General features: G+C 55.9%; 23 protein-coding genes and 1 pseudogene. 15 read left to right on the top strand and 9 right to left on the bottom strand.

The window, feature by feature from the left end:
* Positions 1-38: 38 nt before the first annotated feature.
* Positions 39-545 (bottom strand): hypothetical protein, encoded by a 507-nt coding sequence (locus MKZ35_RS06025; protein WP_482512329.1) that lies wholly within the window; start codon positions 543-545, stop codon positions 39-41.
* A 277-nt stretch (positions 546-822) separates the two neighbouring features.
* On the opposite strand from MKZ35_RS06025, the gene MKZ35_RS06020 reads away from it, so the two are divergent.
* Positions 823-1,797, top strand: a complete 975-nt coding sequence (locus MKZ35_RS06020) for an NAD(P)H-quinone oxidoreductase (protein ID WP_482512328.1) — start codon at positions 823-825, stop codon at positions 1,795-1,797.
* Between the two features lie 26 nt (positions 1,798-1,823).
* On the opposite strand, the gene MKZ35_RS06015 is transcribed toward MKZ35_RS06020, so the two are convergent.
* Entirely contained in the window at positions 1,824-2,945 is a 1,122-nt protein-coding gene (locus MKZ35_RS06015; protein ID WP_482512327.1) for a lactonase family protein, read from the bottom strand.
* Between the two features lie 695 nt (positions 2,946-3,640).
* On the opposite strand from MKZ35_RS06015, the pseudogene ispG reads away from it, so the two are divergent.
* The 5 genes and pseudogenes from ispG (at position 3,641) to MKZ35_RS05990 (ending at position 8,504) form a co-directional block, all read left to right on the top strand.
* Positions 3,641-5,796, top strand: a pseudogene (gene ispG, locus MKZ35_RS06010) ((E)-4-hydroxy-3-methylbut-2-enyl-diphosphate synthase).
* A gap of 175 nt (positions 5,797-5,971) precedes the next feature.
* Positions 5,972-6,427, top strand: a complete 456-nt coding sequence (locus tag MKZ35_RS06005; RefSeq protein ID WP_482512326.1) for a WapI family immunity protein — start codon at positions 5,972-5,974, stop codon at positions 6,425-6,427.
* A gap of 85 nt (positions 6,428-6,512) precedes the next feature.
* Positions 6,513-6,941, top strand: coding sequence for a hypothetical protein (locus MKZ35_RS06000; protein WP_482512325.1), 429 nt, complete (start codon positions 6,513-6,515; stop codon positions 6,939-6,941).
* A gap of 155 nt (positions 6,942-7,096) precedes the next feature.
* On the top strand, positions 7,097-7,771 hold the full coding sequence (locus MKZ35_RS05995) for an NAD-dependent epimerase/dehydratase family protein (protein WP_482512324.1): 675 nt from the start codon (positions 7,097-7,099) through the stop codon (positions 7,769-7,771).
* 64 nt (positions 7,772-7,835) lie between these two features.
* Positions 7,836-8,504 carry an HAD family hydrolase gene (locus tag MKZ35_RS05990; RefSeq protein WP_482512323.1) on the top strand — a complete coding sequence of 223 codons (669 nt, stop codon included), beginning with the start codon at positions 7,836-7,838 and terminating at the stop codon, positions 8,502-8,504.
* A 6-nt stretch (positions 8,505-8,510) separates the two neighbouring features.
* On the opposite strand, the gene MKZ35_RS05985 is transcribed toward MKZ35_RS05990, so the two are convergent.
* On the bottom strand, positions 8,511-8,969 hold the full coding sequence (locus MKZ35_RS05985) for a nuclear transport factor 2 family protein (RefSeq protein WP_482512322.1): 459 nt from the start codon (positions 8,967-8,969) through the stop codon (positions 8,511-8,513).
* A 273-nt stretch (positions 8,970-9,242) separates the two neighbouring features.
* Here MKZ35_RS05985 and MKZ35_RS05980 point away from each other — a divergent pair, with 273 nt between their 5' ends.
* The 5 genes from MKZ35_RS05980 to MKZ35_RS05960 all read left to right on the top strand — a co-directional run bounded on the left by MKZ35_RS05980 (position 9,243) and on the right by MKZ35_RS05960 (position 11,923).
* A complete protein-coding gene (locus MKZ35_RS05980) occupies positions 9,243-9,416 on the top strand; it encodes a DUF6728 family protein (protein WP_482512321.1) in 174 nt (57 codons plus the stop codon).
* A gap of 7 nt (positions 9,417-9,423) precedes the next feature.
* Positions 9,424-9,780 (top strand): MmcQ/YjbR family DNA-binding protein, encoded by a 357-nt coding sequence (locus MKZ35_RS05975; RefSeq protein ID WP_482512320.1) that lies wholly within the window; start codon positions 9,424-9,426, stop codon positions 9,778-9,780.
* A 147-nt stretch (positions 9,781-9,927) separates the two neighbouring features.
* The gene (locus MKZ35_RS05970) at positions 9,928-10,314 is read left to right on the top strand and encodes a hypothetical protein (protein WP_482512319.1); all 387 of its coding nucleotides are present in this window, start codon (positions 9,928-9,930) and stop codon (positions 10,312-10,314) included.
* Entirely contained in the window at positions 10,311-10,928 is a 618-nt protein-coding gene (locus tag MKZ35_RS05965; RefSeq protein ID WP_482512318.1) for a hypothetical protein, read from the top strand. The genes MKZ35_RS05970 and MKZ35_RS05965 overlap by 4 nt, the downstream gene beginning before the upstream one ends.
* A complete protein-coding gene (locus tag MKZ35_RS05960) occupies positions 10,910-11,923 on the top strand; it encodes a hypothetical protein (protein WP_482512317.1) in 1,014 nt (337 codons plus the stop codon). The genes MKZ35_RS05965 and MKZ35_RS05960 overlap by 19 nt, the downstream gene beginning before the upstream one ends.
* Positions 11,924-12,265: 342 nt before the next feature.
* Here the strand turns inward: MKZ35_RS05960 and MKZ35_RS05955 are convergent, their stop codons facing one another.
* The 3 genes from MKZ35_RS05955 to MKZ35_RS05945 all read right to left on the bottom strand — a co-directional run bounded on the left by MKZ35_RS05955 (position 12,266) and on the right by MKZ35_RS05945 (position 18,255).
* The gene (locus MKZ35_RS05955) at positions 12,266-15,262 is read right to left on the bottom strand and encodes a leucine--tRNA ligase (RefSeq protein WP_482512316.1); all 2,997 of its coding nucleotides are present in this window, start codon (positions 15,260-15,262) and stop codon (positions 12,266-12,268) included.
* 162 nt (positions 15,263-15,424) lie between these two features.
* The gene (locus tag MKZ35_RS05950) at positions 15,425-17,398 is read right to left on the bottom strand and encodes a porin (protein WP_482512315.1); all 1,974 of its coding nucleotides are present in this window, start codon (positions 17,396-17,398) and stop codon (positions 15,425-15,427) included.
* Positions 17,399-17,619: 221 nt separating this feature from the next.
* Positions 17,620-18,255 (bottom strand): pyridoxamine 5'-phosphate oxidase family protein, encoded by a 636-nt coding sequence (locus MKZ35_RS05945; protein ID WP_482512314.1) that lies wholly within the window; start codon positions 18,253-18,255, stop codon positions 17,620-17,622.
* On the opposite strand from MKZ35_RS05945, the gene MKZ35_RS05940 reads away from it, so the two are divergent.
* From MKZ35_RS05940 to MKZ35_RS05930, 3 genes are all read left to right on the top strand, one after another.
* Positions 18,238-18,840, top strand: a complete 603-nt coding sequence (locus MKZ35_RS05940) for an acyl carrier protein phosphodiesterase (protein WP_482512313.1) — start codon at positions 18,238-18,240, stop codon at positions 18,838-18,840. The two genes, MKZ35_RS05945 and MKZ35_RS05940, sit on opposite strands and share 18 nt — an antisense overlap.
* 34 nt (positions 18,841-18,874) lie before the next feature.
* Entirely contained in the window at positions 18,875-19,312 is a 438-nt protein-coding gene (locus tag MKZ35_RS05935) for a helix-turn-helix domain-containing protein (protein ID WP_482512312.1), read from the top strand.
* A gap of 62 nt (positions 19,313-19,374) precedes the next feature.
* The gene (locus MKZ35_RS05930; protein WP_482512311.1) at positions 19,375-19,662 is read left to right on the top strand and encodes a hypothetical protein; all 288 of its coding nucleotides are present in this window, start codon (positions 19,375-19,377) and stop codon (positions 19,660-19,662) included.
* A gap of 19 nt (positions 19,663-19,681) precedes the next feature.
* On the opposite strand, the gene MKZ35_RS05925 is transcribed toward MKZ35_RS05930, so the two are convergent.
* The gene (locus MKZ35_RS05925; protein ID WP_482511702.1) at positions 19,682-20,566 is read right to left on the bottom strand and encodes a transposase; all 885 of its coding nucleotides are present in this window, start codon (positions 20,564-20,566) and stop codon (positions 19,682-19,684) included.
* A 649-nt stretch (positions 20,567-21,215) separates the two neighbouring features.
* On the bottom strand, positions 21,216-21,731 hold the full coding sequence (locus tag MKZ35_RS05920) for an FKBP-type peptidyl-prolyl cis-trans isomerase (protein WP_482512310.1): 516 nt from the start codon (positions 21,729-21,731) through the stop codon (positions 21,216-21,218).
* Positions 21,732-21,953: 222 nt separating this feature from the next.
* Between MKZ35_RS05920 and MKZ35_RS05915 the strand changes: the two genes are divergently transcribed.
* On the top strand, positions 21,954-23,093 hold the full coding sequence (locus MKZ35_RS05915; protein ID WP_482512309.1) for an SMP-30/gluconolactonase/LRE family protein: 1,140 nt from the start codon (positions 21,954-21,956) through the stop codon (positions 23,091-23,093).
* A gap of 326 nt (positions 23,094-23,419) precedes the next feature.
* Here the strand turns inward: MKZ35_RS05915 and MKZ35_RS05910 are convergent, their stop codons facing one another.
* Positions 23,420-25,402, bottom strand: coding sequence for an AAA domain-containing protein (locus MKZ35_RS05910; protein WP_482512308.1), 1,983 nt, complete (start codon positions 25,400-25,402; stop codon positions 23,420-23,422).
* Positions 25,403-25,490 lie beyond the last annotated feature (88 nt).

Raw genomic sequence — 25,490 nt, 5'->3', positions numbered from 1 at the left:
TAATCATTATACAAGAGCGTACTGCATCGCGCCGTAAACTAGGGCTTGGGAGCTGGCAGGGCGGGAGGAATACGAACGTCATCGGGAAGAAGCTCGGCACCGCTGCCAGCATCGGGGGCAATGATTTTCCAGACGGCGCGCTTGAGCTCGTCCAATCGGTGCAGCGCATCGACAATGGTGTCATGGTTTTTTACCTTCTCAAAAAAGCCGGTTTTGACGCCAACCTGGATCATCTTGTCCAGCACAAAAGGCAGAATCCAGCCCACAACGCTGCTAGCCAGGGCACCGCGCAAGCCAATGCGCATGAGCAAGCTGGTAGTCATGCGCTTGAGCAGAAGAGCTTTAGCGGCGGGCAAAGCTTTATCGGCCAGGAAGTCGGTGACAAGCTGGGCGTTGCCCTTCTTTATCTCGGCCCGCAGCACGTCCTGAATAGTATCGAGGGCCGTGCGGGCTACTTTTTGGAAAAGCATTCCAGTTTGCCAGGCACGCAGCCCCGTGGCCCGAGCAGCGCTGAAGATGGTAGGAAGCAGGTTAATCTTTTTCATAACAAAGTAAAAATGCCCCCCAGATAGGACGGGAGCGCCGGGCAGCCAAAAGATACGACGGGTTTTGGATCGGGTAGACGAAGTATGGGCAGCGTTTGGGGATGGAAGCGCGTTAATGGTATAAAGACGCAATACTTTGCGTCTCGTCGTTGAACCGCAGGTCAGCGGAGCTAACGGCTGGAACGCGCTAACCAAGCACGAGACGCAAGGTATTGCGTCTTTACACCGCTCTGACAAAGCTTACTCACACCAAACAATGCATACGGAGCCAGAACAGATGAAAGCCATAATCGTTGGGGAGGCGGGCGGGCCGGAGGTATTACAAATTGGGCAGCGCCCCAGGCCTCAGCCTGCCGCTCACGAGGTGCTGGTGCGCGTGCACGCGGCGGGCGTCAATCGGCCGGATGTACTGCTGCGCCAGGGAAAATACGCGGGCAGCGGCGACGTAAAAGGCCTGATTCCGGGATTGGAAGTAGCCGGCACCGTAGCAGCGCGTGGCGCGGCGGTAACGCGCTGGCGCGAGGGCGACGCAGTGTGTGCGTTGGTAGCCGCGGGCGGCTATGCCGAGTATGTGGCGGTAGATGCCCGGCACTGCCTGCCCATACCAGCTGGCTGGAGCTTACTAGATGCGGCGTCTTTGCCCGAAACGGTCTTTACGGTGTGGCACAACGTGTTTCAACGCGGTCAGCTACAGCGTGGCGAAACGCTGCTGGTGCACGGCGGAAGCAGTGGTATCGGCATCACGGCCATTCAGCTGGCGCACGCGCTGGGCTCCCGCGTAGTTACCACGGCAGGCTCCGACGAGAAGTGCGCTGCCTGCCGTAGCCTGGGTGCTGACCGCTGTATCAACTACAAAACCGAAGATTTTGAGGCTGTGCTACAAGCCGAGGGCGGCGCTGATGTAATTCTGGATATGGTCGGCGGCGACTACATTCCCAGAAACCTGCGCCTGCTCCGCGACGATGGCCGCCTGGTATTCATTAACGCCATGCAGGGCGCCAAAGCAGAGTTCAACGCCCTGGAAATCATGCGTCGGCGGCTTACCATTACCGGCAGCACCCTGCGGCCCCGCAGCGGGGAGTTCAAGGCGGCGCTGGCGGCCGAGGTGGAGGAGAAAGTGTGGCCGCTGGTCGCTGGGGGGCTTTTTAAGCCGGTTATCTTTAAAGTATTTGAACTAGAAGAAGCCACGGCGGCGCACCAGCTCATGGAAAGCAGCGCGCATATCGGCAAGATTATGCTGCGAGTAAGCTAAAGCAATGCGTGAGGCCAAGCGCTGGCTCACGCATTGCTCCGCGTAAAATCTTCTACTACCTGTAGGCATACGGGCGCTGGCACCTGCACTGACTTGCCGGTGGGTGTAAGCCTACCACTCTGGCTGTCAACGCGGAAGGTGACGATGTTGTTGGTGGCCTGGTTGGCTACCAGCACGAGTTGGCCCGTCGGATCGATGGTGAAGTTGCGGGGCTTCTGGCCGAGCGTAGGCACATGCTGCACCAAGGTTAATCGGCCACTCGTGATGTCGATGGCATAGACGACCAGACTGTCGTGGCCGCGGTTGGAGCCGTACAGGAATTCGCCGTTGGGCGATACGTGAATGTCGGCGCAGGAATTCTCCCCCGTGAAGTCGGGTGGGAGCGTGGTGAGCGTCTGAATTTCCTGGAAGGTACCGGCCCCTTCATCGTAGCGCAGGGCCGTAATGGTAGAGTTTAGCTCATTGATAAGATAAGCCAGCTGGCCGCCAGGGTGAAACGTGAGGTGGCGCGGGCCCGCGCCGGGCGCAGCGGTAAAGGCCGGCGTAGCGCTAGGCTCCAGGGCGTCTTCTTTCGCGTCGAGCCGGTAGCCGTACACCTTATCAGTGCCCAGGTCTACCGCGAAAACGAAGCGGTTGGCCGGGTCGGGCACGATGCAGTGGGCGTGGGGGGCTTTTTGGTTTTTATGAACACTGGAGCCTGTGTGCTGCTGAGTATCGGAAATAGGGGCAAGCTCGCCGTTGGGCTCAATCGGAAGCATACCCACATTGCCCCCCAGGTAGCTGGCTACCAAGGCGTAACGGTCCATTTTGTCCAGACTGATATAGCATGGCGCCGACCCCAGCGCCGACTGTTGATTCAGCAAAGCAAGGCCGCCGGTTTTCTGATCAATAGCAAAGGCACTAACCGCTCCGCTGGCTTTACCCTGAAAGTCAGTCGTTTCGTTGACGGCATACAGATGCTCATGCCGGTAGTCGAGGGTGAGATAGGAGGGATTGGCACCGGCTTTGGTGGCGCCCAGGCGGGTGAGAGCGCCGGTGCTCACGTTGAGCCTGTACAGAAAAAGGCTGTCCTCCTCGGGCTTGGCATACGTACCTACATACACTAAGTATTCGTCCTGGCTTTGGGGGGCTTTTTCGGCAGTTATCATCGATGCGCAGCTTGAGAGTACCAAGGGCAAGCCCGCCAGCCCTAAACCAGAAACTTGCAGAAAATGACGGCGGGAGTAAGGCGTAAAGGTCATAGGAGAAGGTGGGAGTAAGGTTGGGCAAGGTAGCAGACAGCAATTTAATGTTCACCCCAGGTTGTAGAGACGCGACACTTCGCGTCTCGACGCTGTCATCGTTATCAATTCGGACGGTGCGGCATTGGTCGTTCAGCGCCGAGACGCGAAGTGTCGCGTCTCTACATCGTTCTGGTAGCTGTCGACTTGTTCTGTTGTACTATACCAGTCCGTCATGCAGAGCGGTAGCGAAGCATCTCGCGTACTGATGTTGTGGTGCTATCTACCTAATTAAAAGGCAGTCATGCTTGATCTGCCGTCCGTTGGTCGAAGCATCTCTACCGCTTCGGTGCAATGCTATGAGATTAGTAACCAGTAGGGATGCTTCGACCAACGGACGGCAGATCAAGCATGACTGCCTTTATCGGTGGCAACGACCGAACGCGAGACGCTTCGGCTTCGCCTCTGCATGACGTTCGATAGGAAGGATAGCGCAATAATTGCTTGCTGCTTCTTCCAAAACCCGAACCCTGCCGGAAGCCGCCCATAGCTTGTACCTTTGCGGCTCCGCAACTTTCCCTTCGCCCCGCTGGTTTTCTACCCAGAAAATTGCCCCCCAGATGATGAATAAGATTTATTGCCCCAGCCTCACCGAGTACCAGCGCCGCCTTTCGCGGGAAGTCAAGATTGGCGATGTGCCGCTGGGGGGCAAAAATCCGATACGGGTGCAGAGCATGACCACCGTGGATACCATGGACACGCTCGGCTCGGTGGAGCAAACGTTGCGCATGGTGGAGGCCGGCTGCGAGTACGTGCGCATCACGGCGCCCAGCATGAAGGAGGCCCAGAACCTGCTGGAAATAAAGAAGGAGCTGCGCAAGCGGGGCTGCACCGTGCCGCTCATTGCCGATATTCACTTCACGCCCAACGCCGCCGAGCTGGCCGCCCGCATCGTGGAGAAAGTACGCGTGAACCCCGGCAACTACGCCGATAAGAAGAAATTCGACTTCATCGAGTACACCGATGCCACCTATCAGGACGAGGTAAACCGCATCCGGGAGCGGTTCCGCCCGCTGGTCCAGATCTGTAAGCAGTACGGCACGGCCATGCGCATCGGTACCAACCACGGCTCCTTGTCGGACCGTATTTTGTCGCGCTACGGCGATACGCCGCTGGGCATGGTAGAGTCGGCGCTGGAGTTTCTGCGCCTCTGCGAGGAAGAGAATTACTACGACGTGGTGCTCAGCATGAAGGCCTCCAACACCCAGGTGATGGTGCAGGCCTACCGCCTGCTGGTGCAAAAGCTGGACGAAGAGGGCCTGCAGCCCTACCCGCTGCACTTGGGCGTAACCGAAGCCGGCGAAGCCGAAGACGGCCGCATCAAGTCGGCCGTGGGCATTGGTACATTGCTCGAAGATGGCCTCGGCGACACTGTGCGCGTGTCGCTCACCGAAGCACCCGAAGCCGAAGCACCCGTAGCCAAAGCCCTGATTGACAGATATGTGAATCGCGCCGCCGACGCGACATTCATTAAACCCCTGGGAATAGAATCGGGGCTTGCGTCTAGCTCCCCTCCTTTTTCAAGGAGGGGTGGCCGGAGGCCGGGGTGGTTCAATCGTTGAACGACCAAGTAGATGTAGCTTCTAACTCTAGCTTTACCACCCCGGCCTCCGGCCACCCCTCCTTGAAAAAAGGAGGGGAGCTAGACGCTAATCTATCTCCCATCAATCCATTTCAGTATCACCGCCGCCTTACGCGCGAAGTGCTGAACCTTGGGGGGCAAAATGTGCCTCGGGTTATGGCGGATATCTCGCGTCTGTCGTCGGCGGAGTACGCCGATTTGCGCGCCGTCGGGCAGTTGTATTCCGTGTTTCTGGACAAGTTTCAGATGAATGACCTGGGGGCCGATTATATCTACAGCGGCCAGCGTCCGGTGCCGTTTATGCTGCCCAATGGCCTGAAGGAAGTGGTGGACTACCAGGCCTGGCTCGATGCTGGCTGCCGCGCCGACCATTTCCCGGTGCTTACCCAGGCCGAATACGCCACCGCCGGCCCGCAGCACACAGAGCTGAACTTCGTGTTTCAGAACCTGGAGTCGCTCACGCCGTCGGCCCTCGATCAGCTGCGCGCCGACGCTACGGCCGTCATTATCCTCTATACCGATAACGCCCACGCCATGCCGGAGCTGCGTCGGGCATTTTTCCGGCTGATTAATCAGGACGTAACCAACCCGGTTATTATCAACCGCCAGTACCCGGAGCTAACGCCCGAGCAAACCCAGCTCTACGCCGCCACCGACGTCGGCGGCCTGCTCCTCGACGGCCTCGGCGACGGCATAGTGCTCAGCACCGAACTGCTGCCCGAGCGCGCCAAAGCGGACTGGCTGCCCACCATCGACCAGCTCAACCAACTCTCCTTCGGCATCCTGCAGGCGGCCCGCACCCGCATGAGCAAGACGGAGTACATCAGCTGCCCCAGCTGCGGCCGTACCCTGTTCGACCTCCAGGAAACCACCGCCATGATCCGCAAGCGCACCGACCACCTCAAGGGCGTCAAAATCGGTATCATGGGCTGCATCGTAAACGGACCAGGGGAAATGGCCGACGCCGACTATGGCTACGTGGGCGTGGGCAAAGGCAAAATTGCCCTCTACCGCGGCCAGGACGTGATCAAGAAAGCCGTGCCCGAAGAGCGGGCCGTGGATGAGCTAATTGAGCTGATGCGCGAGGACGGCCGCTGGATTGAGCCCGTGCGGCTGGAAGAGCCGGTAGGGGTGTAGTACATTCTCACAATGAAGCTGTTTAGGAAGTCGCCAGGCGGTCATGCTGAGCTTGTCGAAGCATCTCTACTGCTCCGTGGAACAGCTCTGACGAGGCGGTAGAGATGCTTCGACAAGCTCAGCATGACCGCCTATTTGGCTGGGACCTTAATATGATGTTCTATTTTATATGGATATGGAAGCTATAGAAGAATTTGCCATTCAAGGAGACAGTGGTGACTTCCTGCGGCTGAGTTTTATTGAAGTATACGGATTTTCGAATTCAACTTGTCCTTGGGGCGGTTATGAGGTACGGGCAACTATACAAATAAAGTCAGGCAATTATCAAGTAACGGCAACCCTGTGGACATCTACAGGTGAAATTTATACCTTCTTCGAAGAGCTGAGTAAAGGCAATGAACGACTAGAAGGTGAAGCTCGACTGAGCAACTACAAGCATAATTTAGAGCTTGTCGCACGCTATGATGTAGATGGGCACGTGTCTTTTTTAGGGAAATTCCGGGAGTACAACTCCGCCGAAAATGAACTGCGGTTTGAATTTGGCACCGATCAAACATACCTCCAAGCTACACTCACAGATTTAGAAAGGATTGTGGCCAAATACGGAGGAATGGAAGGCACCAAAGTGTAATCATTTCAGTTCACCTGTGTCTTGTAAAATAGCAGCCATACAAAAGGTCCGTTATTTGCTTTCTGGTTCGGCTCTACTAGAAACCATGAAGAACCTCTTAGCATTGATCCTGGTGTGCCTTGTGTGCGCCACCGTTGCGCAGGCCCAGGATATTCAGTCCATTGGTAAGGATAGAAAGGCCATTAAGAAGGACGTACAGAAGCGCGACAGAAAGTACAAAAAGCTGCGCGTGGATATGGCCGCCGACGGCACCGATATCGAGTGGTATCAGGCCGGCGACAAGAATCTGGAGAGTGCCACAATCGGGTTTGGCTTTCGGAACGACGTGTGCGTAACCACGCTAACGGCCCTCACGGACTCGACGAGCCTGTTGAAAATGCAAACGAAGCTGAATGCGCGGAATGTGCAAGCCGATGAAGCGGTGTGGGATTCAAACGACGGTAAATACCGCACGAATATTACCACCAGCCCCGGTCAGTATTACGTGATTACTCGTCGGCGAAAAGGCGACTAGCGCTGCCACGAGCTGACACGATAGCACCACTTACAACCAAAAAGGACCCCAAGGCCGATTCCGGTCTTGGGGTCTTTTTTGCTTCACTGGGGGGCATTTTAAGCCAGGAAAAGTATCTGGTAAAACATATCGATTGGCCGGCCGTCTACTGTTTTATGAAGATCAGAGCGATACTAACCGGGGCGACGGGCATGGTAGGAGAAGGCGTTTTGCACGAATGCCTCAACGACCCCGAGGTGGAGCAGGTGCTATCCATTAGCCGCAAGCGCTACGGCCTGAGCCACCCCAGGCTGCGCGAAATTGTGCACAGCGACTTTCACGATTTGTCGGCCATACAGGATCAGCTCACGGGCTACAACGCCTGCTTTTTCTGCTTGGGCGTGTCGTCGGTGGGGATGAAGGAGCCAGCGTATCGCCGCATCACCCACGATCTGACGCTGCACGTTGCCCAAACCGTACTGTACCGCAACCCAGACCTTACGTTCTGCTTCGTGTCGGGGGCGGGCACTGATGGCAGCGGGCAAGGCAAACTGATGTGGGCGCGGGTGAAAGGTCAGACGGAAAATGCTCTATTGAAGCTGCCTTTCCAGAAAGCCTACATGTTTCGTCCCGGCTTCCTGTATCCTACCAAAGGCCTGAAAAATACGTTGTCCTCCTACGCTTACATATCCTGGCTTTATCCGGTGCTGCGGCCCCTGTTTCCCAAGTACATTTCCACGTTGCAGGAGATGGGTTTAGCTATGATTAACGCCGTGCGCCACGGTTACCCCAAACGCGTGCTGGAAGTGCCGGATATCGTGGCGCTGGCCAAAGCTGAAGGTTCGGCGTAGACCAGCTGTGGGGGGCAAATACGCGTAGAAAGCGTACTACATTTGTCCGACAACTGCCTGCTACATGATTCAAACCGTCATTTTCGATATGGACGGCGTGCTCGTTGACACCGAGCCGCTGCACCGCGACGCCTTTTTTCGGCACTTCGCCGAGCTGGGCGTAACGCTAACGGCTGAGAAATACGCCACCTTTCTGGGCTCCTCCACCCGCAATATGTACCAGCAGTTCAAGGCAGAATTTGGGCTGACGCCGGACGTAGAAACGCTGATGAGCCGCAAGCGTGAATTCTTCGGCAAAGCCTTCGACGAATCGACCGATCTGGAGCTGCTGCCCGGCGCCCGCGCGCTGGTCGAGGACCTGCACCGCGCGGGAGTGCCGCTACAGCTGGCCTCGTCGGCTTCCAAAGAAACAATTCACCGCGTGTTCAGGCGCTTCGAGCTGTATCCGTACTTCGACAACATCGTTAGCGGAGAAGATTTCCCCCAGTCGAAGCCCAACCCGGCGCTTTTCCTGCACGCCGCCAAGCTGGCCGGTAAGCCCCCGCACGAGTGCCTGGTAATTGAGGACTCGGCCAACGGCGTGACGGCGGCCAAAGCGGCTGACATGTACTGCATCGGCTTCAGCAGTCCGCATTCCGGCGGCCAGGACCTAAGCCACGCCGACCAGGTTGTGTCGGATCTGAGGCAGCTTAATGCTGAGTTGATTATGGGGCTTTCGACGCCGGTATCGTAGCAGCAGCTACATACACTTCTCCTTACGCCGCGTGTCGATGATGTGCACGATTTTCCAGCCCTCGGCCAGCTTCACCAGCTGAAACGAATTGTAGCCGCAGTGGCTGAAGGTGGTGCCCACATAAAACTGGTAGGGCGTCCAGACGCTGGCCAGGTTGGCATCGATGAGCACCTGCTCGAAGCTGATGCGCTCATCGTACACTTCCTTGTGCGGCGTACCTACGCTTTTCAGAAAACCAGCCACTTTCTCCACCTGCACCTGCGTTTTGCCCTCGCGGTTGGCAATGACCTGAAACACTGCGCCCGGTGCCAGCGTGCTCCGCACCAACGTGCTGTCGCCGCGTCGCATGCCGTCGAAAAAGGTGGTGATGGTTTGCTTGATGGCGGCAGTTTCGGCGGTGCTGGTTTGGGCAAAGGCAGCAAAATTGCCCCCCAGCAGCAGGGCAGCGAGGAGAAGTTTTTTCATGCGGGAAAGAAGGGGAAAAGCTAGAAAATGTACTACAAGCTCAAGGACTATATAAGCTCAATTGAAGCTCATCCTAATTACTGTAATCCTTATAAAAAGCCCCCCAGAGCGGTCAATTAGCTACTTATGAAGCGTAAGCTGCATCCACGCTATCTTGCGGGCAGCGCGGTAAGCCGGACCGAAAATAGGCTAAAATTTGGCTAACTATTTTACCTTGCAATCAAATCATTCTGTACCCTTGGGTGTTCTTATAGCGTACCAAAAGCCACTGTAATGAAAGGTCGCAACCTGTTTAATTTCGGTCCTGCCCTCGGTTACTTCTTCCGCAAGAATGACCCGAACCGGCACACCAACTTCAACCTGCGTTCCATGCATTTTATTAATAAGCTCTCCATGGCCATGTTCCTGGTCGGCTTGCTGGTGATGCTGTTCCGCTACGTGCTCTAATGCTAAAATGAACATCGAAGATTACCGCGATTACTGCCTCCTGAAGCCCGGCGTAACCGAGGAAACGCCCTTCGACCAGGACACGCTGGTGTTTAAGGTGGGGGGCAAAATCTTCGCCCTCACCAGCATTAGTCGGTATGATAGCGTGAATCTGAAGTGTGACCCCGAGCGTGCCGTGCAGTTCCGCGAGGAGTTCGACTATGTGCTGCCGGGCTACCATATGAATAAAAAACATTGGAACACCGTTGTCATTGGCAGCGGTGTTTCTGCTTTTCAGCTCCGCGAGTGGACCGACCATTCATACGAGTTAGTGCGGGCCTCGCTGCCGCGGGCAGTCCGGGAAGAACTTGTCAAAGAGAGCTAAGAATTCCCTTTAGTTTCTTCGAAAGCACCAAGCCGTGTCATGCTAACCGCTACAGGTTTAGGTGACGCGGCTTCTTTGTGTTTTAAAGATTTGTATTTGGTATATTTTATATATATATTATCACTATACAAATTATTTGGGTTGGCTATGACTCGTTTATACTCTGCCACAAGCTTACTCTGCCTGATCGCCGTGGCTTTGTCGGGCTGCATGACCACGCGCATCACCACGATTTACGACTGCGACACGGTCGTGAATGACCCCAATAGTACCACAGTCGTTACGTCGTATTTCTGGGGCCTCAGGCAGCCTGCCGATATTAAGCCGCCCTGCGATTCGCGCTCCAATCATCTGAACAGCGTTACGGTAAACACCAACTTCGGCTACTTTTTGCTTTCCCTCGTCACGGTGGGCGTGGTAACGAAGCAGCGCGTAAGCTGGTGCTGCGCGCCCTACACGCCTGCCGTTGACACCCTGGGACTTGGGCCAGCAACCAGGCCCGAAGGCAAACTCAGTTTATCCGTCCGCCCATGAGCCTGCCCAACGGAATGGAGGCGCACCCGATGGCGGAGTGGACCAACCGCCACGAGAACTTTACGCAGCGCCTGCAAGCCAGCGCCTGCTTCAAGCTACGCATTCCCACGCTGCCCACCAGCCAGGAGCAGTATCGGCAGACGACGGCCAACTTCCAGTGGCTGATTCGCTACGGCATTGAGCACAACGTGCGGATGCGTGCTATCGGCAAGGGTTGGTCGTTTTCGGAAGTGGCCGTGACCGATGGCGGCCTGGTGGACACAATGGCCTTACGGCAGTCGTTTGCCTTGCAGCCGAGTATGGTCGCGCCCGCATATCAGAGTGCCGGGCGCACGGCTGATAATCTGTTTTTTACGGAGTGCGGCATGAGTATCATCGGGCTGGAGCAGCAGCTGGAACCCCGCAAAAAGTCGGTGCGGGCTCCGGGGCCAGCAATGGGCAAAGCATTGTGGGCGCGTTATCAACGGGGACGCACGGGGGGGCTTTTCGCTTCGGCGCCATTCAGGAAACGGTGGTGGGGCTGCACATTGTCACTGGCCCCGACCGGCACGTGTGGCTGGAGAGGGCCTCGTACCCGGCGGCCGCACCCAGGTTTATGGACTGGCTGGGCGTAACGGACGTGTGGCGCGACGACGAACTGTTTAATGCTGTCTTAGTCAGCTTCGGGAGCTTCGGGTTTATTCATGGGGTGCTGTTGGAAGTGGAGCCGCTGTTTTTGCTGGAAGAATCCAGCTCCCCGCGCGTGCCGTACCGCGACGGCTTAAAGCGGCTCATGACTCACCTCGACCTGACGGGCCTGCAGCCGTGGCTCCAACTCCCACTCAATGACCCCACGCGCCAGCCCTATCATCTCACCGTCATCATTAATCCCCATCAGTTCGACCCCACCGGCGCTGATCCGAACCGGGGGGCATTTGTGCAGCTGCTGTTTAAGGCACCCTATCGGGCGGTGTATCCGCATCGGCCGGCACCCGCTTCAGGCTTTATCTATGGTGATAACTCCCTGGGCCTGATTGCCACGGTGCTTGACCATCTGGGTAGTGCGGGCGTGGCGTTGGTGCCCACCTTGGTAAACCGACTGTACCCGCTGGCCCTGGAGCGAAACAACGGCACGGCCGGCACCATGAGCGAGACCTTCGACAACACCAACATCCGGGGCCGCGCGGCCAGCGCCGCCATCGGCATCGACAACCGCGATGTGCTCCGCGTGCTGGCCGAAGTTCACTCCCTCAACCAACAAACGCCCTTTCCCGGCGTGCTGGGACTACGGTTTGTAAAAGGCACCAAAGCCACCCTGGGCTTCACGCGCTTCCCCGTCACGGCCGTATTGGAGTTCGATGGGGTAGAGGCGCGAGTTACGCGCCGGTTTCTGGAGATGATCTGGGCCCGCTTGGAAATCCTGAACATCGCCTATACCCTGCATTGGGGCAAAATCAACTTCAACCTGACCGAACCGCGCCTCCGCAAAATGTACGGCGATACCGCCGTAAACCAGTGGCTCGGCTGCCGCCACCGCCTGCTGGACGCGCCTACGCGCCAGGTATTTACCAACGCCTTCATGGAGCGCTCCGGCCTTGATAAAGCTCCGCCGCACGTGCCTGTAGTGTAGGCCTTACCCCTCCGGCCCGTTCAACGAGTGGCCTCACCCCCCGGCCCCCTCTCCTAAGGGAGGGGGAGCCAGGCGCTCAGCCTACGCGGCTACGTCGGCTGCCGCCTCCGCAACCGCTACCACATTTTATATGATTTATGGGTAATAGAAAAAGCCAACGACGATTAGTCGTTGGCTTTTTCTATTTAACAGGTCTTCGTTCTATTATTAGAGTGGTAGCAGTACCTAAGGCGAAAACCGAAGGTGCTGCGTAGGCCGAGCGTCAGGCTCCCCTCTCCCTTAGAAGGGGGTCGGGGGTGAGGCCACTGGGGAGCTTTTTTTATAAAAGCCAACAACTAAAATCTACACCACGACATTCACCATCCGCCCCGGCACAACGATTACCTTTTTCGCTGCCTTGCCTTCGCTGAACTTCTCGAAAATCTCCGAGGCCAACACTTCCTTCTCTATATCAGCGGCAACGGCAGCGGCGGCGAAGGTCATTTTGCCGCGCATCTTGCCGTTGAAGGAAATGGGGTAGTCGATGCTGGCTTCTTCGAGGTGTTTCTCATCGAATACCGGGAATTGTGCCGTGGTAATGCTGCCGGGCTCGTGGCCTAGCTCCGCCCACAGCTCCTCGGCCAGGTGAGGCGCGTAGGGCGAGATGATGACCGTGAGCGGTTCCAGAATAGCACGCTTGTGGCAATTCAGGGCCGTTAGCTCGTTCACGGCAATCATAAAGGTGCTGACGGACGTGTTGAACGAGAACCGCTCGATGTCTTCCTGCGCCTTTTTGATGGCTTTGTGCAGGGCCTTCAACTCCGCAGGCGTTGCGGCCTCATTGGTGACGGCCAGCTTACCATCTTCGGGGTGGAAGAGACGCCAGAGCTTCTTGAGGAAGCTGCTCACGCCGCTCATGCCACTGGTATTCCAGGGCTTAAACTGCTCCAGCGGCCCTAGGAACATTTCGTAAAGGCGCAAAGCGTCGGCGCCGTAGCGGCTGATGAGGTCATCAGGGTTCACTACGTTATATTTCGACTTTGACATTTTTTCAACTTCAGATGAAGTCAAAAATTTGTCAGATTTATTATTGCTAGCAGGATAAAATTTACCGTTCTGCCAGAAGCCGCCTTGACAAATAAAAACAGGATTTACTAAATCAGTATGACGGATAATATATTGTTCAATATCTAATACGCTGTTATTAACAATTGAAATATCGACATGTAGGGAGGAGGTGAAACCAGTTATTACCTGTTCTCCCAGCAAAGCATTTTCTGCATCTTTACTGATAAAAATATCCTTTGTTGGCTGAAACGTAGCCTTTATTCCTAATCCTGGAAGCTCCAGTTCTGTACGAAGCTTAACAGGAGCTGAACCGTCAGCAAGAGCTTTCCAAGCAGCAATTGTTTCTGCCTGTGAAGTTGCAGTTTCAAAAAAAGGAGCGCCCCCACTAAAGCGAAGAATTTTCTCCGAAACGCCCAAAATCATCCCCTGATTTATCAGTTTCTGGAAAGGCTCGTTGCCGCTGACGAGGCCCAGATCCTTCAGAAACAGATACCAGAAGCGGGAGTACAGCAAGTGGCCGGTGGCGTGCTCGGCCCCGCCCATGTAGAGGTCCACGGTTTGCCAGTACTGCTCGCCTTCCTCGCTCACAAACCGCTCCTCGTTGTGCGGGTCCATGTAGCGGAGGTAGTACCAGCTAGAGCCGGCCCAGCCGGGCATGGTGCTCAGCTCGAAGTCGAACTTGCCGCGGTACTTCCAGTCCTGCGCGCGGCCCAGAGGTGGCTCGCCGGTTTCGGTGGGCTTGTACTCATCAATTTCGGGCAGCACGATGGGCAAGTCGGCTTCGGCTACGCCGTAAGCCAAGCCTTCTTTGTAATAAATCGGGAGCGGCTCGCCCCAGTAGCGCTGACGGCCAAAAATGGCGTCGCGCAGACGGAAGTTTACCTTGCCTTTGCCTAGGTTATGCTCTTCGAGCCAAGCAATAAGCTTGTCGGTGCCTTCCTTGTAGGTGAAACCGTTGATGAGCTCAGAGTTGATGTAATGGCCTTCCTTGGTGGGATCGGCCTGCTGATCGAGGTTCTGCTGGGCATCGGTGACGGCCACGATGGGCAGGTCGAAGTGCTTGGCGAAGAGGTAGTCGCGCTGGTCGCCGCTGGGCACGGCCATCACGGCTCCGGTGCCGTAGCCGGCCAGCACATAATCGGCCAGCCACACGGGCACGGGCTCGCCACTCACGGGATTCAGCGCGTAGCTGCCGGTAAACACGCCCGACACGGTCTTGGTGTCGGCCATCCGGTCGCGCTCCGAGCGGCGCTTGCTGGCCAGAACGTAGGCTTCCACGGCTTCTTTCTGCTCAGGCGTGGTGAGCTGGGCGGCCAGCTCGTGCTCGGGCGCCAACACCATAAACGTGGCCCCATAAATCGTGTCCACTCGCGTCGTATACACCTTAATACCCTGCTGGGGGGCATTTTGGAGCGGAAACGTGACCTCCGCACCCACGGAGCGGCCGATCCAGTTGCGCTGCATTTCCTTTACCGGCTCGGGCCAATCGATGGTGTCCAGCCCGGCAAGCAGGCGGTCGGCGTAGGCGGTAATGCGCAGGTTCCACTGGGGCATGAGGCGGCGCTCGACGGGGTAGCCGCCGCGCTCCGAGAGGCCGTCTTTCACCTCGTCATTGCTCAACACGGTGCCCAGCGCCGCGCACCAGTTCACGTACGTATCCGACTGATAGGCCAGCCGATAGGGGTGAACGGCGTCGATGCGCTGCTTCTCGGTCATCATCTGCCACTGTCCGGCCGTGAAGTCGTGGCGCTCATCGGTGTCGCCGGCGGCGCGCACGCCGGCGCTGCCTTGAGTCCCAAAAATATCCTGCAAGGTGCGGATGTTCTCGGCGCGATTGGTTTCCAGGTTATACCAGGAGTTGAACAGCTTGAGGAAAATCCACTGCGTCCATTTGTAGTAGCTGGCGTCGGAGGTTCGGATTTCACGGCTCCAGTCGTAGCTAAAACCCAAGGACGAGAGCTGTTCGATATAGCGCTGAATGTTCTCGCGGGTCGTTTTTTCGGGGTGCTGGCCGGTCTGGATGGCGTACTGCTCGGCGGGCAGGCCAAACGAGTCGAAGCCCATGGGATGCAGCACGTTGAAGCCCTGCAAGCGCTTGAAGCGCGACACGATATCGGAGGCAATGTAGCCCAGCGGATGGCCTACGTGCAGGCCCGCGCCGCTGGGGTACGGGAACATGTCCAGCACGTAGTACTTGGGCTTGTCGGAGCGGTTGCTGACCTCGAACGTTTTATGCGTTTTCCAGTGGGCTTGCCACTTTTTTTCAATTTCCTCGGGACGATACGCGGGCATTAGGCGGCAGTTATTTAGCGAAATAAAATATTGCGTGAGGCGAAATTACGCAAAAACGCTGGCGGCACGTTAGCGCACCGAATTTGCCCCCCAGTGGTGCAGGCGTCAGGTTCCCGCAGAGGAGCGCAGAGGTTTGGCGCAGAGGTGCGCAGTGTTCTGATGTTAAATTCCCAGCTCAAACTGAAACACGCCGCCCCAGCGGTTGCCGGGCGCGTCGAGGCTCCAATTGCCGCGGGCGGGCTGGTAGCTGGCGTTGAGCTGGGCCTTCACGCGGTGCTTGCGCAGGTATTTGGTGAGGCCAACCTCCAGTACTTCCTGTTGGGTTAGCCTTTCCCTGAGCACTCGGTCGGGCTGTAGCCAGGAGTAGCGCAATGCCGGCTCCCAGCCCGAGGCGAAATAATAGGAGAGCTGTTGGTTGAGGCCCCGGCCTACATAAGCAAAGCGCGGGTCAGGGGTGAAGTCGTAGGTAAACGGATCGGGGCTATGACGCTGCATATATTCGCCTAAGTAAGCCCAGCCGCGGTATTTTACCATCGCGTCAGAAATAAAGGTGCCCAAGTCGACGGGATTAAATAATGTGTTACCCAACTGCCCGCCGGTGCGGGTGGTTTTTCGGTTGTAGCTATAGCCAGCCGCTACCGACACTTTAGGAGTTGGCTCGCGGGCCAGGTCACCCTCCGAGTAGTCGCCGCCGTCTTGGAAAGCGCCGAACGGAAGCCACTCTACGCGGCCAGTATAAGCCAAGCCAGGCCCCGAGCCGTTGGCGCTCCGGCCTTCGCCAGTCGTTATGGCTCCTTTCAAGGAGTACAGCGCCACGGGCCCAATGGGGTGGGTGAAGTATACCTTAATTCCAAAGTCGCGGTCAATCGTCAAGGCTGAATTCACAATAGAGCGCTCCGCAAACTGCAACTGCCCCGAGGACGTGACCCGCTGCCGATTGCCGGGCAGCTTATTCAGCCCGAAGGCCACGTAGAAGTTAGGGCTGAAGTTGTAGAAAATCACCGCGTCGCGCACAATATTGGCAATGCCCGAAGCTTCAAAATCCTGGTCGGCGCGTGAAAAAGCCAGTTGGAGGCTATAGCCTAGTCGCTCGCGCAGGACATAGCCATCGGCCCGCAAACGTACCCGGCGCACCCGCGCGTCGTACTCCCGCACCCCCAGATCCGTGCCCGAGCGGGTCACGAAGCCTATGCGGTTTTGCATCCGAAAGCGAAAGTTGATATAGAAAAGAGAGTCAGGAGACCGGAATTCCATGCCGTTGAAACGCGATGGTCTTTCATCGGCTTCGCCCTGGGCCCGAGCTTCTTGATTCAGGCCTAATAAAAGCCCCCCGCTCAGGCCAGCGGCCATTAGTATACGTCGTGTCATAAGCCGGCAAGTACGTAAATCGGCCATGTACGATGCAATGCTAAGCTTCTGATACAGCAGAGGAAGATGCAGAAAGTGGGTTTTTGCCCCCCAAGTACCCTCACTGCTCAGCACGCGAAACCGCGCAAACAACTCTTCTCCATACCATTTTTCCTGGCGCGTCAGCCGGATAACTTCCTTGTGTGTTTCATCCCGATACGCGTACTGCTGCATGGCCTGCGCCGATTCCCAGATGCTAAACGTAGCCTGCCGCACTACCGGCAGTTCGCCTAATCCCACCGCACCTAGCACGCCCTGGGCCCTGGCAATGGCCGCGCTGGTAGGAGCCACGTACTTCCAGAAGCGCGGCGTTTTCCACCAGCGGATGGAGGCGCGGGTCAGTACGGCCACCGGACCGTCACTGGGGGGCATTTCTGCGGAATAATCAAAGGGATTTGTGCCATCCCAAAGCCCGTGCGCTTTGATGGGTGCCAGGCGAGCCGTCCATATTTCCTGGCTCCGCCGCTGATACTCCGCCCAAAGCGGATGAGTAGCAAAAAACGCTTCTGCCGCCGCCGCTGATTCCCACACCGCCATCATGCCATACAACTGTAGATTGGGCCGCAGCCCAAACCCGTTGTCGGCCCCGCTGCCCAGCAGCTTGAAAAACCGCAGCCCCGCCACCTTGCGCAGGGGCGCCTGTGAAGTGCCCATCTGGGCCAATCCCCAGCGCGCCTGACCAGGGGCCAAGCCAAATAACGAAATGGTAGTAAGTGAGGTGGAGGTCAAGGAAGCAGTATTAGATAGTCCCAAGCGGTAGGTGAATGTAGCGCGAACTTTCAGTTCGCGTATCGTTGCAGTCGTTGCTAAGCGTTGAAAAAGCCCCCGCCATCATTTTTCAACGATACGCGAACTGAAAGTTCGCGCTACATTCACCTAGCGCTTGGGCATACAACAAAAAAGGGCCGGAATTGCTTCCGGCCCTCTCCTTATAGCTCAGAAAAGCAACTCTAGGGATTTACTTTGGTATGCTCGTCGCCGGTAGGCTGGTACCGCTCGCCGGTGGTTACAGCTTTCACGTAGCCGAAAGCGCGCACCAGTACGTTGCTTGGCTGGTCCCAGTACTCACCACGCTCGATGTCAACTTTGAGCAATGAAATATTTGGATCATCGGAGCCCTTAGGGAACCAGGCGCGCAGGCCTTCGCTCCATAAGTCCTTGATTTTCTGGCGGTCGTTTACTATGCTGGCGGTGCCGGAAATCGACACGTACAGGTTATCGTCGGGCTGGGAGTAACCCAGGTTGATGTGGCGGTCCTGCTTTACCTCATCGATTTTGGCGGAGTCGCGCTCGGTGAAAAACCACAGCGTGCCATCCTCATCGGGCTGCTGCGTGTACATCGGGCGACTGTGCAGCATGCCGTTGGTTTCGGCGGTGGTCATCATCGCGATTCGGATGTCTTTGATACGCTCAATCAGCTTGCTAACGTCGTTACTTACGGCTACTTTCTCGGCCATGGTTTCCAGGGTTTTGGTGGTGTTTAGAATAGTGCTTAGAAATACGGCCGGTGCCGCTGAAGGTTCAGGGCGGCTCAGCTTTTTGCCCGCCGCCGCGTACTTTTGCCCCCCATGAATTTTCTGGCCCACCTGCTGCTGTCCGGCTCACCCGCCGCCCCCGATTACGCCGATATCGTGGTCGGCAACTTCGCCGCCGAAGCCGTCCGCGGACAGGCCAGGGTGCTGGCTTATCCGCCCGCGGTGCAGCGCGGCATCCGTCTGCACCGCTTCATCGACTCCTTCACCGATGCTCACCCACTGGTGCGCCGCACCACCGCCCGCCTGCGCACGGCTGGCCTGGGCAAGTGGGCCGGTGTCGTCTCCGATATGGGCTTCGACCACTTGCTGGCCCGCGACTTCGCCCACTACCACCAGAACCCCACGGAGTCGCTGCCCGCCTTCGCCCAGCGCCACTACGCCCTGCTCCACGCCCGCCGCCATGAGCTGCCCGAGCGTCTCCGCCACCTGCTCCACTACATGCGCCGCGACGATTGGCTCACCGGCTACGCCCGTCCCCAGGGCCTGGAACGCGCCCTGCTCGGCCTCAGCCGCCGCGTACCCAATGCCGAAATTCTAGCAATGGGAGCCGCCGCGTTTCTGGCGGAGCTGCCGGCGTATGAAGCGGATTTCCAAGAGTTCTGGCCCGAGTTGCGGGGGGCCGTGAGGAAGTTTTAGTTTACATATTTGCTAAAAGTAGAGGCGCAATATTTTGCGTCTCGTCGTTGGACGTTTACTATCGCACAAACTAAATAACGACCCCAACGACGAGACGCAAAATATTGCGCCTCTACCTCGTACGACCTCTACATATATGGCAACTCACACCGCAAATCAGCCAGCCCAAGAAATTCGCTCTATTCGCCTCAAACGGTTTCAGGAAGTGAAAAGCAAGTACGTTGGGGCCGAGGGAATACCAGAGCGTAACGCGTACGAATCGGAGCTTCGAGCTGAACTCATAGCTGAAAAAATCAAAGAGCTACGCAAGGCGCAAAACATGACGCAGGCAGAGTTGGGCGAAAAAATAGGCGTGAAAAAAGCTCAGGTTTCGCGCCTGGAAAGATCCACGGCTAACGTGACGCTGGAGACTTTGCAGAAGGTGTTTTTAACTCTTGGAGCAAGAGTAAAATTTGAAATAGAGCCGCTTTGAGAGGCTAACCTCACGCCATTTAGAGTGCCTATATTGTCCTTATAATAAAGCAAAAGTCAGTAATGAAAAAGCCAATTAAAATAGGCAATACGGAATATTGCTCAAAGAAGAAAGCTCTGTTTCACTACAAAGAAATTCTCAATTCCTATTCATTTGGGCAATCTTTAAGTGATACTCACTTTAACGATATAATGGATTTGCTGAATTATAATTTTAAATGTTATTCAGATAAAATTATATCAGATAATAAAAATAGTGAACAAGACACTAGTCTGCCGCAGATTGGTGACGGTGAACTATTGCAAGATGAATTTTTTATAAAAGACGTAAAAGTTTCAAAGGTTCAGTAGAGTTTTTATTATTTGATAATCAGCAGATTGAGCAGATATTCTTGAAATGTGCTACTTCGGCGCACAAAGCGAAGGCATCGGTTAGCTTTTCCTTTTTTCTCATCCGGTTGGTTGTACGAAGCACGAAAAACGATTTGAGTCGTGCAATGACATTCTCCACCACGACGCGAAGTGGAGCCAACACCTGATTAATAAGGCGTTCGAGTGGCGTGAGTGGATGATTTTTTCGCGCCTTAAAAGGAATAAAAACATACTTGCAGTTAATAAATTTTTTAATACCCACAAAGCCTGCATCCACATGAATCCGATAGTTTTTTAAGGTTATATGTGCGAAAATTTCTTTGAAAATAGTGAAGTCATGCGTTCGGCCACTATAGGCTTTGCTGATCCACAACAGCCGGCCGCTGAGCGAGCAGATGAGCAACCATTTCAGGGTGTGCCTTTTTTTACCACTATAAAATTCCTCCTGAAGCTGCTGATTAGCAGCCCGTTCAATCGGAACTTCGGTTACGTCAATGACTAAATCGTCGATACCCGCGAAGAGGTCGTCAAATTGCGTCTGCTTGGTAAATAAAACGCGTTGTGTCAGGCCTTGTGCTTGCAAAGCTGCTTTTAAACACGGTTTTAGTCGCTCTAAATACTGGCTCACCGCAAATTCAGAAAAGCCGAAGTAGATGGCCATATTATGCAGCGTGGGATAGGCTTTATAGTAGTGCAGAATAAAAAATAAGGCTTCGCGTGTATCGGTTAAAACCGGGTTTGATTTTAGGTAGGGTTGCGGGATTTTGGGTTCATAAAAAGGCGCGAATAGCTCGTAAAGCTGGTCGAACTGAACTTGAGTTAGCCCGGTTGCCGCTTTGTATTGGTTGTCCGTTCGCAGGTTGTGGTAGATGCTGAAAGCCATACAAAAATGAAAAGAACTGTTAATGCCCACAAGCTACTGATTATCAAATAATAAAAAATCTAGTATAATACAAAATGTTTTGAAGTTGTGTATTCTGATGATACTAGCGGATACATATCCTATCTGATGATAATTAATGCCCAGGAGTATACTCCCGAAAAACTATTTTCTGTCAGCTGTAGAAATGTTGTTCAAAAAGATATGCTTCGGGTCAAACAGAATTTCTTTAAAGCAAACGCAGTAAATGGGAGCGTGAAATGCCAGGAAACTAGTATAAATTCTCAGTGGGATGATTTGGTGGTTGATCACCGGCAACCTAATACGTTATCCGTTATCATAGAAAGATTTAAGGAGTTGCACGCTTTGGATTTGAGCGTATTAGAATATACGAGTACAGAGGATAATCTCATCATATTCAAGGATAGTGAGATAACTGCGAAGTTTATAGCATTCCATGCTGCTAAGGCGAACCTACGCTTAGTTAGGAAAGACTGCAACTCAAGTCGATCAGCCTTGGCAAGAGTGAAGAGAAATTCTAAGGATTTAACAGTGCCAAATAAGGATCAACTATCATTGTTTTGAATAGTATCGATTTAAAAGAGGAACGGGGCCTAAAAGCCCCGTTTCTCTTTCAAGCCAAAAAGCAAGCCTAATGCTGATGCCCACCCTCGCCGTGCACATGGCCGTGGGCTAGCTCTTCTTGCGTCGCGTCGCGGACAGCGGCTACTTGGCCGTCGAAGTGCATGACCATGCCGGCCAGGGGATGGTTGAAGTCCATCTGCACTTCTGTGTCGCCGATGGACATGATTTTGCCCTGCATCTGATTGCCTTCGTTGTCGGACATGGGCAGGAAGTTGCCTTCCTGGAGCATTTCCTCATCTATCTGGCCATCGATTTCGAATACCTGCTTGGGAATGGCCACGACGGCTTGCTGGTCGTAGTCGCCGTAGGCCTGGTCGGGGGTGAGGGAGAAGGTGAACGCGTCGCCGGCTTGCTTGTCAGCCAGCTGATTCTCAAACTCTTCGGGCAGGCCGCTGTGGCCGAACAGAAACACCATGGGGCTATCCGCCTCGGCCGATTCGACCAATACTTTTTCGTTGTTTTCGTCCGTCACGCTCAGGTCGTAGGTGATGGTAACGACTTTGTTTTCGCTGATTTGAGCCATACTGCAAGGGGACTGGTGCGTCCTGGAATGTGGGTTGGAAATGGGTTTCGAGCGGCTAGTTACGGAAATGACTCCTAACGCCCGCGCTCTATAAGTGATACTCAAACCCTGGCGGCTGGGTTTTGATGATGTAAAATTTCGGTATCCGTTACCCAGGGCAGCAGCCAGCCGTTAAGCCAATAAATACTCCAATCTGAGCTACCTACCCGCACTCACTGCGTTATGAAAACCAACTTACTCACAGTGCTGCTCACCAGCGGCACCTTACTCGCTGGCTGCCAGTCCAACACCAGCAGCACCGATTCTGAGAGAACTTCCGCCATTCCCGCCGACTCTGCCACCACGGCGACCGTAGTGGCGGATACGGTGGCCAAGGTGGGCAATCCTAAGCTGCTGCACACCCTCGATGAGGCCCACAACACTCCCGACGGCATGGCCCTGGCCCCCAACGGCAGCATTATCCTCTCGGTGCCCAATCTGGCTAACAACTCCTACCCGGCCGTGCTCATGGAAATGACCGATACCAGCATCCAGCCCTATCTGACCACTTTGCCCCCCGAGCCCACCACCAACAAAGCGGCTCCCATGGACCTGGCCTTCGGACCCGATGGCAACCTTTACTACGCCGAAAACCAGTACGAAAACGACAAGAATTTCAAATCGCGGCTTATGCGGGTGCGGGTGGAAAACGGCAAGCCCGGCACCGTGGAAACGGTGGTCGATAACTTCGCGCTGGCCAATGCCGTGGTCTGGAAAGGCAACAAGATTTATGTAACCGATAGCCAGTGGGACATGCCCAACAACGACAAAGGCAGTGCCGTGCTGGTCCTCACCCTGGATGAACTGAACAAAGGCGTTGTGCATCTGAAGCCCAAAACAATGGACCCGCATGTGCTGGCCACCTTCACCACGCAAGTCAACGAAACCAACGTGGACAATGGCGCCGATGGCCTCGACTACGACAGCAAAGGCGACTTCTACACGGGCTCCTTCGGCGACGGCACCTTCTACAAAATGACCTTAAAGCCCGACGGCACCCTAGCCAAAAACGAGCCCGTCAAGCTTACCGGCGACAAAATCACCTGCATCGATGGCCTCATCATCGACCGCGCCACCGATAAGGTGTACGTCTGCAACTCCCGCGAAAACGCCATCCAGGTCATTAACCTGAAAAGCAACTCGGTAACCACCCTGGCCAAAAACGGCGACACCGACGGCTCCAACGGCCTCCTCGACCAGCCCGCCGAAGTACTTCTGATCGGCAAGCGCCTCTACGTGACCAACTTCGACAAGCCGGAGAAGAACTTCGTGAACACGAAGTCAGATGCTCCGCATACGATGTCGGTGATTAATCTGGAGTAGGGGCCTGACGGTTGGCCTCACTTCCCGGCCCCTTGCCGTTGGCCTCACCCCCGGCCCCCTCTCCCGAAAAGAGGGGAGCCAGACGACTAGTTCTGCGCAGCACCTTCGGCTCCCGCCTCAGCTACTGCTACCAGTTCTATACGCTAAGCTCAGCATCAAAAAAGCCCCCCGCCCGAGTTGTTATCGGGGGGCTTTTTCTTTCCAAGAATCAGAAGGCGGTAGCGGTTGCGGAGGCGCAAGCCGACGTAGCCGCGTAGGCCGAGCGTCAGGCTCCCCTCTCCCTTAGGAGAGGGGGCCGGGGGTGAGGCCACCGTGAGGCGGTGATGCTACTGCATTTCCCAGGCCGTGCGGTAGGCCCCGATGCTTTCCACGTAATCCAGAAAATCCTTGTAGAACGGGTGGCGGCCCAAGGTACTGGAGTCGCCGACGATGAGGAGCTTGCGGCGGGCGCGGGTCATACCGACGTTCATGCGACGGATATCGGAGAGGAAACCAATCTCGCCGGTGGCGTTGGAGCGCGTCATGGATACGCAGATAATATCGCGTTCCTGGCCTTGGAAAGCGTCCACGGTGCCTACGGTGAGCAGGCGGTGGGTGGTCATTTCAGCCAGCTCGGGGGTTTCTTCTACTCGGTCTTTCAGATAGTTAATCTGGGAGCGGTAGGGGGCAATTACGCCCACTGTGAGCAAATCTTCCAAGTGATCTTCCGGCACGTAGGCGGCCAGCAGCTCAGTGAGGCGGCGCAGGAGCAGGTCGGCTTCCTCGGGGTTGGCCACGGAGCGGCTTTCGGCAATACCCATCTCCTGAAAGCCGAAGCCAGCTGTGTCCAGAAACTCTACGGCCAGGTCGGGGGCGAAGCGGAGGTCGTAGTCGGGCAGGTCGGCGTGGCGCACGGTGGAGTGAGCTACCAGCTTGTTGTCGTAGAACTGGGCCGAGCTGAAGGCCATAATCTGCTCGTGCATCCGGTATTGCACTTCCAGCATGCGGGCTACGCCGGGCTGGCGCTGAATGCACTTCTCGAACAGCGTTTCGCGCAGACCGTCGCGGGCGGCTTGCTCGCTTTTCACCGTGGGGGGCAATTGGCAGTGGTCGCCGGCCAGCACTACGCGGTTGGCGCGGGTAATCGGAATCCAGCAGCCGGGCTCCAGGGCCTGGGCGGCTTCGTCAATAAACACGGTTTCGTAGGTCAGGTGGCGGATGGCGCGGTTGCCGGCGCCCACCAGCGTACAGGTGATTACCTGCACTTTATCCAACAAATCCTCGGTGATATAGCGCTCTAATTGGTCGGATTCCTGCAAAAGCTGGTGCGCTTGCTCTTTCAACAAGCGCCGCTGCTCGCGCTCTTCCCAGCCGAAGTGGCGCTTGAATTTGCCGGCCATGTCGCGGTACTGCTCCGCTGTTTGGCGCATTGATTTTAGCTCGGAGTAGCTCTTGTGGCCCATAATCTGAGCGTCCAAGGTGTGCTCCAGCAGCAAATCGGACACGCGCGAGGGGTTGCCCATGCGAATGACGTTCACGCCGCGCTCAGCCAGCTTTTCGGTGAGCAGATCCACGGCTGTATTGGAGGGCGCGCACACCAACACCCGCCGTTCGCGCCGGATGGTTTCGATGATTGCCTGCACCAGCGTCGTGGTTTTGCCCGTGCCGGGCGGACCGTGAATAATGGCCACATCCTGCGCCGCCAAAACGTGGCGCACCGCCGCCAGCTGCGACTCATTCAGCGGACTCGGATAATAGAGCGTAGCCTCCGCATCGGGGCGGAAGCGGGCTAATTTGCCCCCCAGTAGCACGTCGCGCAGCTCTGCCAGGCGGTTTTCGTACGCGCCCATGACTTTGCCCAAGGCGTAGTCCATCTCGCGGTAGCTTACCTCGTCGAAGGTCAGATCCACGCCCAGCTTGCCTTCGTCCACCCAGTCGGGCAGGTCTTCTTTATTGGTGGCGAGCAGGATTTTGTTGCGGCGCACGGCCGTAATCACGCCGTTGAGTGTGGGCCGGTCGGAGCCGGCGCGGTTGGGAATATTGCCGAACAGCGCGGCGTTGCGGCCCACCTGAAACAAGTGCAGACTGCTCTGGCTGGCCGGGCGCTCCAATTCCAGCACCAGCTTGCCGCCAAAGCCAATTTCTTCTTTGGTAATGGTGACCGGATACCAGGTCAGGCCGCGGTGCTGGCGCTCGGCGATGGTGGTTTTGGCACTCTTGATTTTGAATTGCTCCAGGTCTTCCTGCTGCTCCAGTTTCAGCAGGGCCTGCACCTTACGCAGCTCTTTTTCCAGCGCGTAAGGATCGGTAAGGGTCGGTTGTTCAGACAAAAGAAGTAGGCGTTATTTAAGACCGTTGGTAACAACGGAAACGGAGAATTGGTGGCTGAAGGAGAGGGAGAAGTTTTGCAATATCTGA

The organism is Hymenobacter sp. R533113 (assembly GCF_056835965.1).
This window is presented reverse-complemented; position numbering and strand designations above follow the sequence as displayed.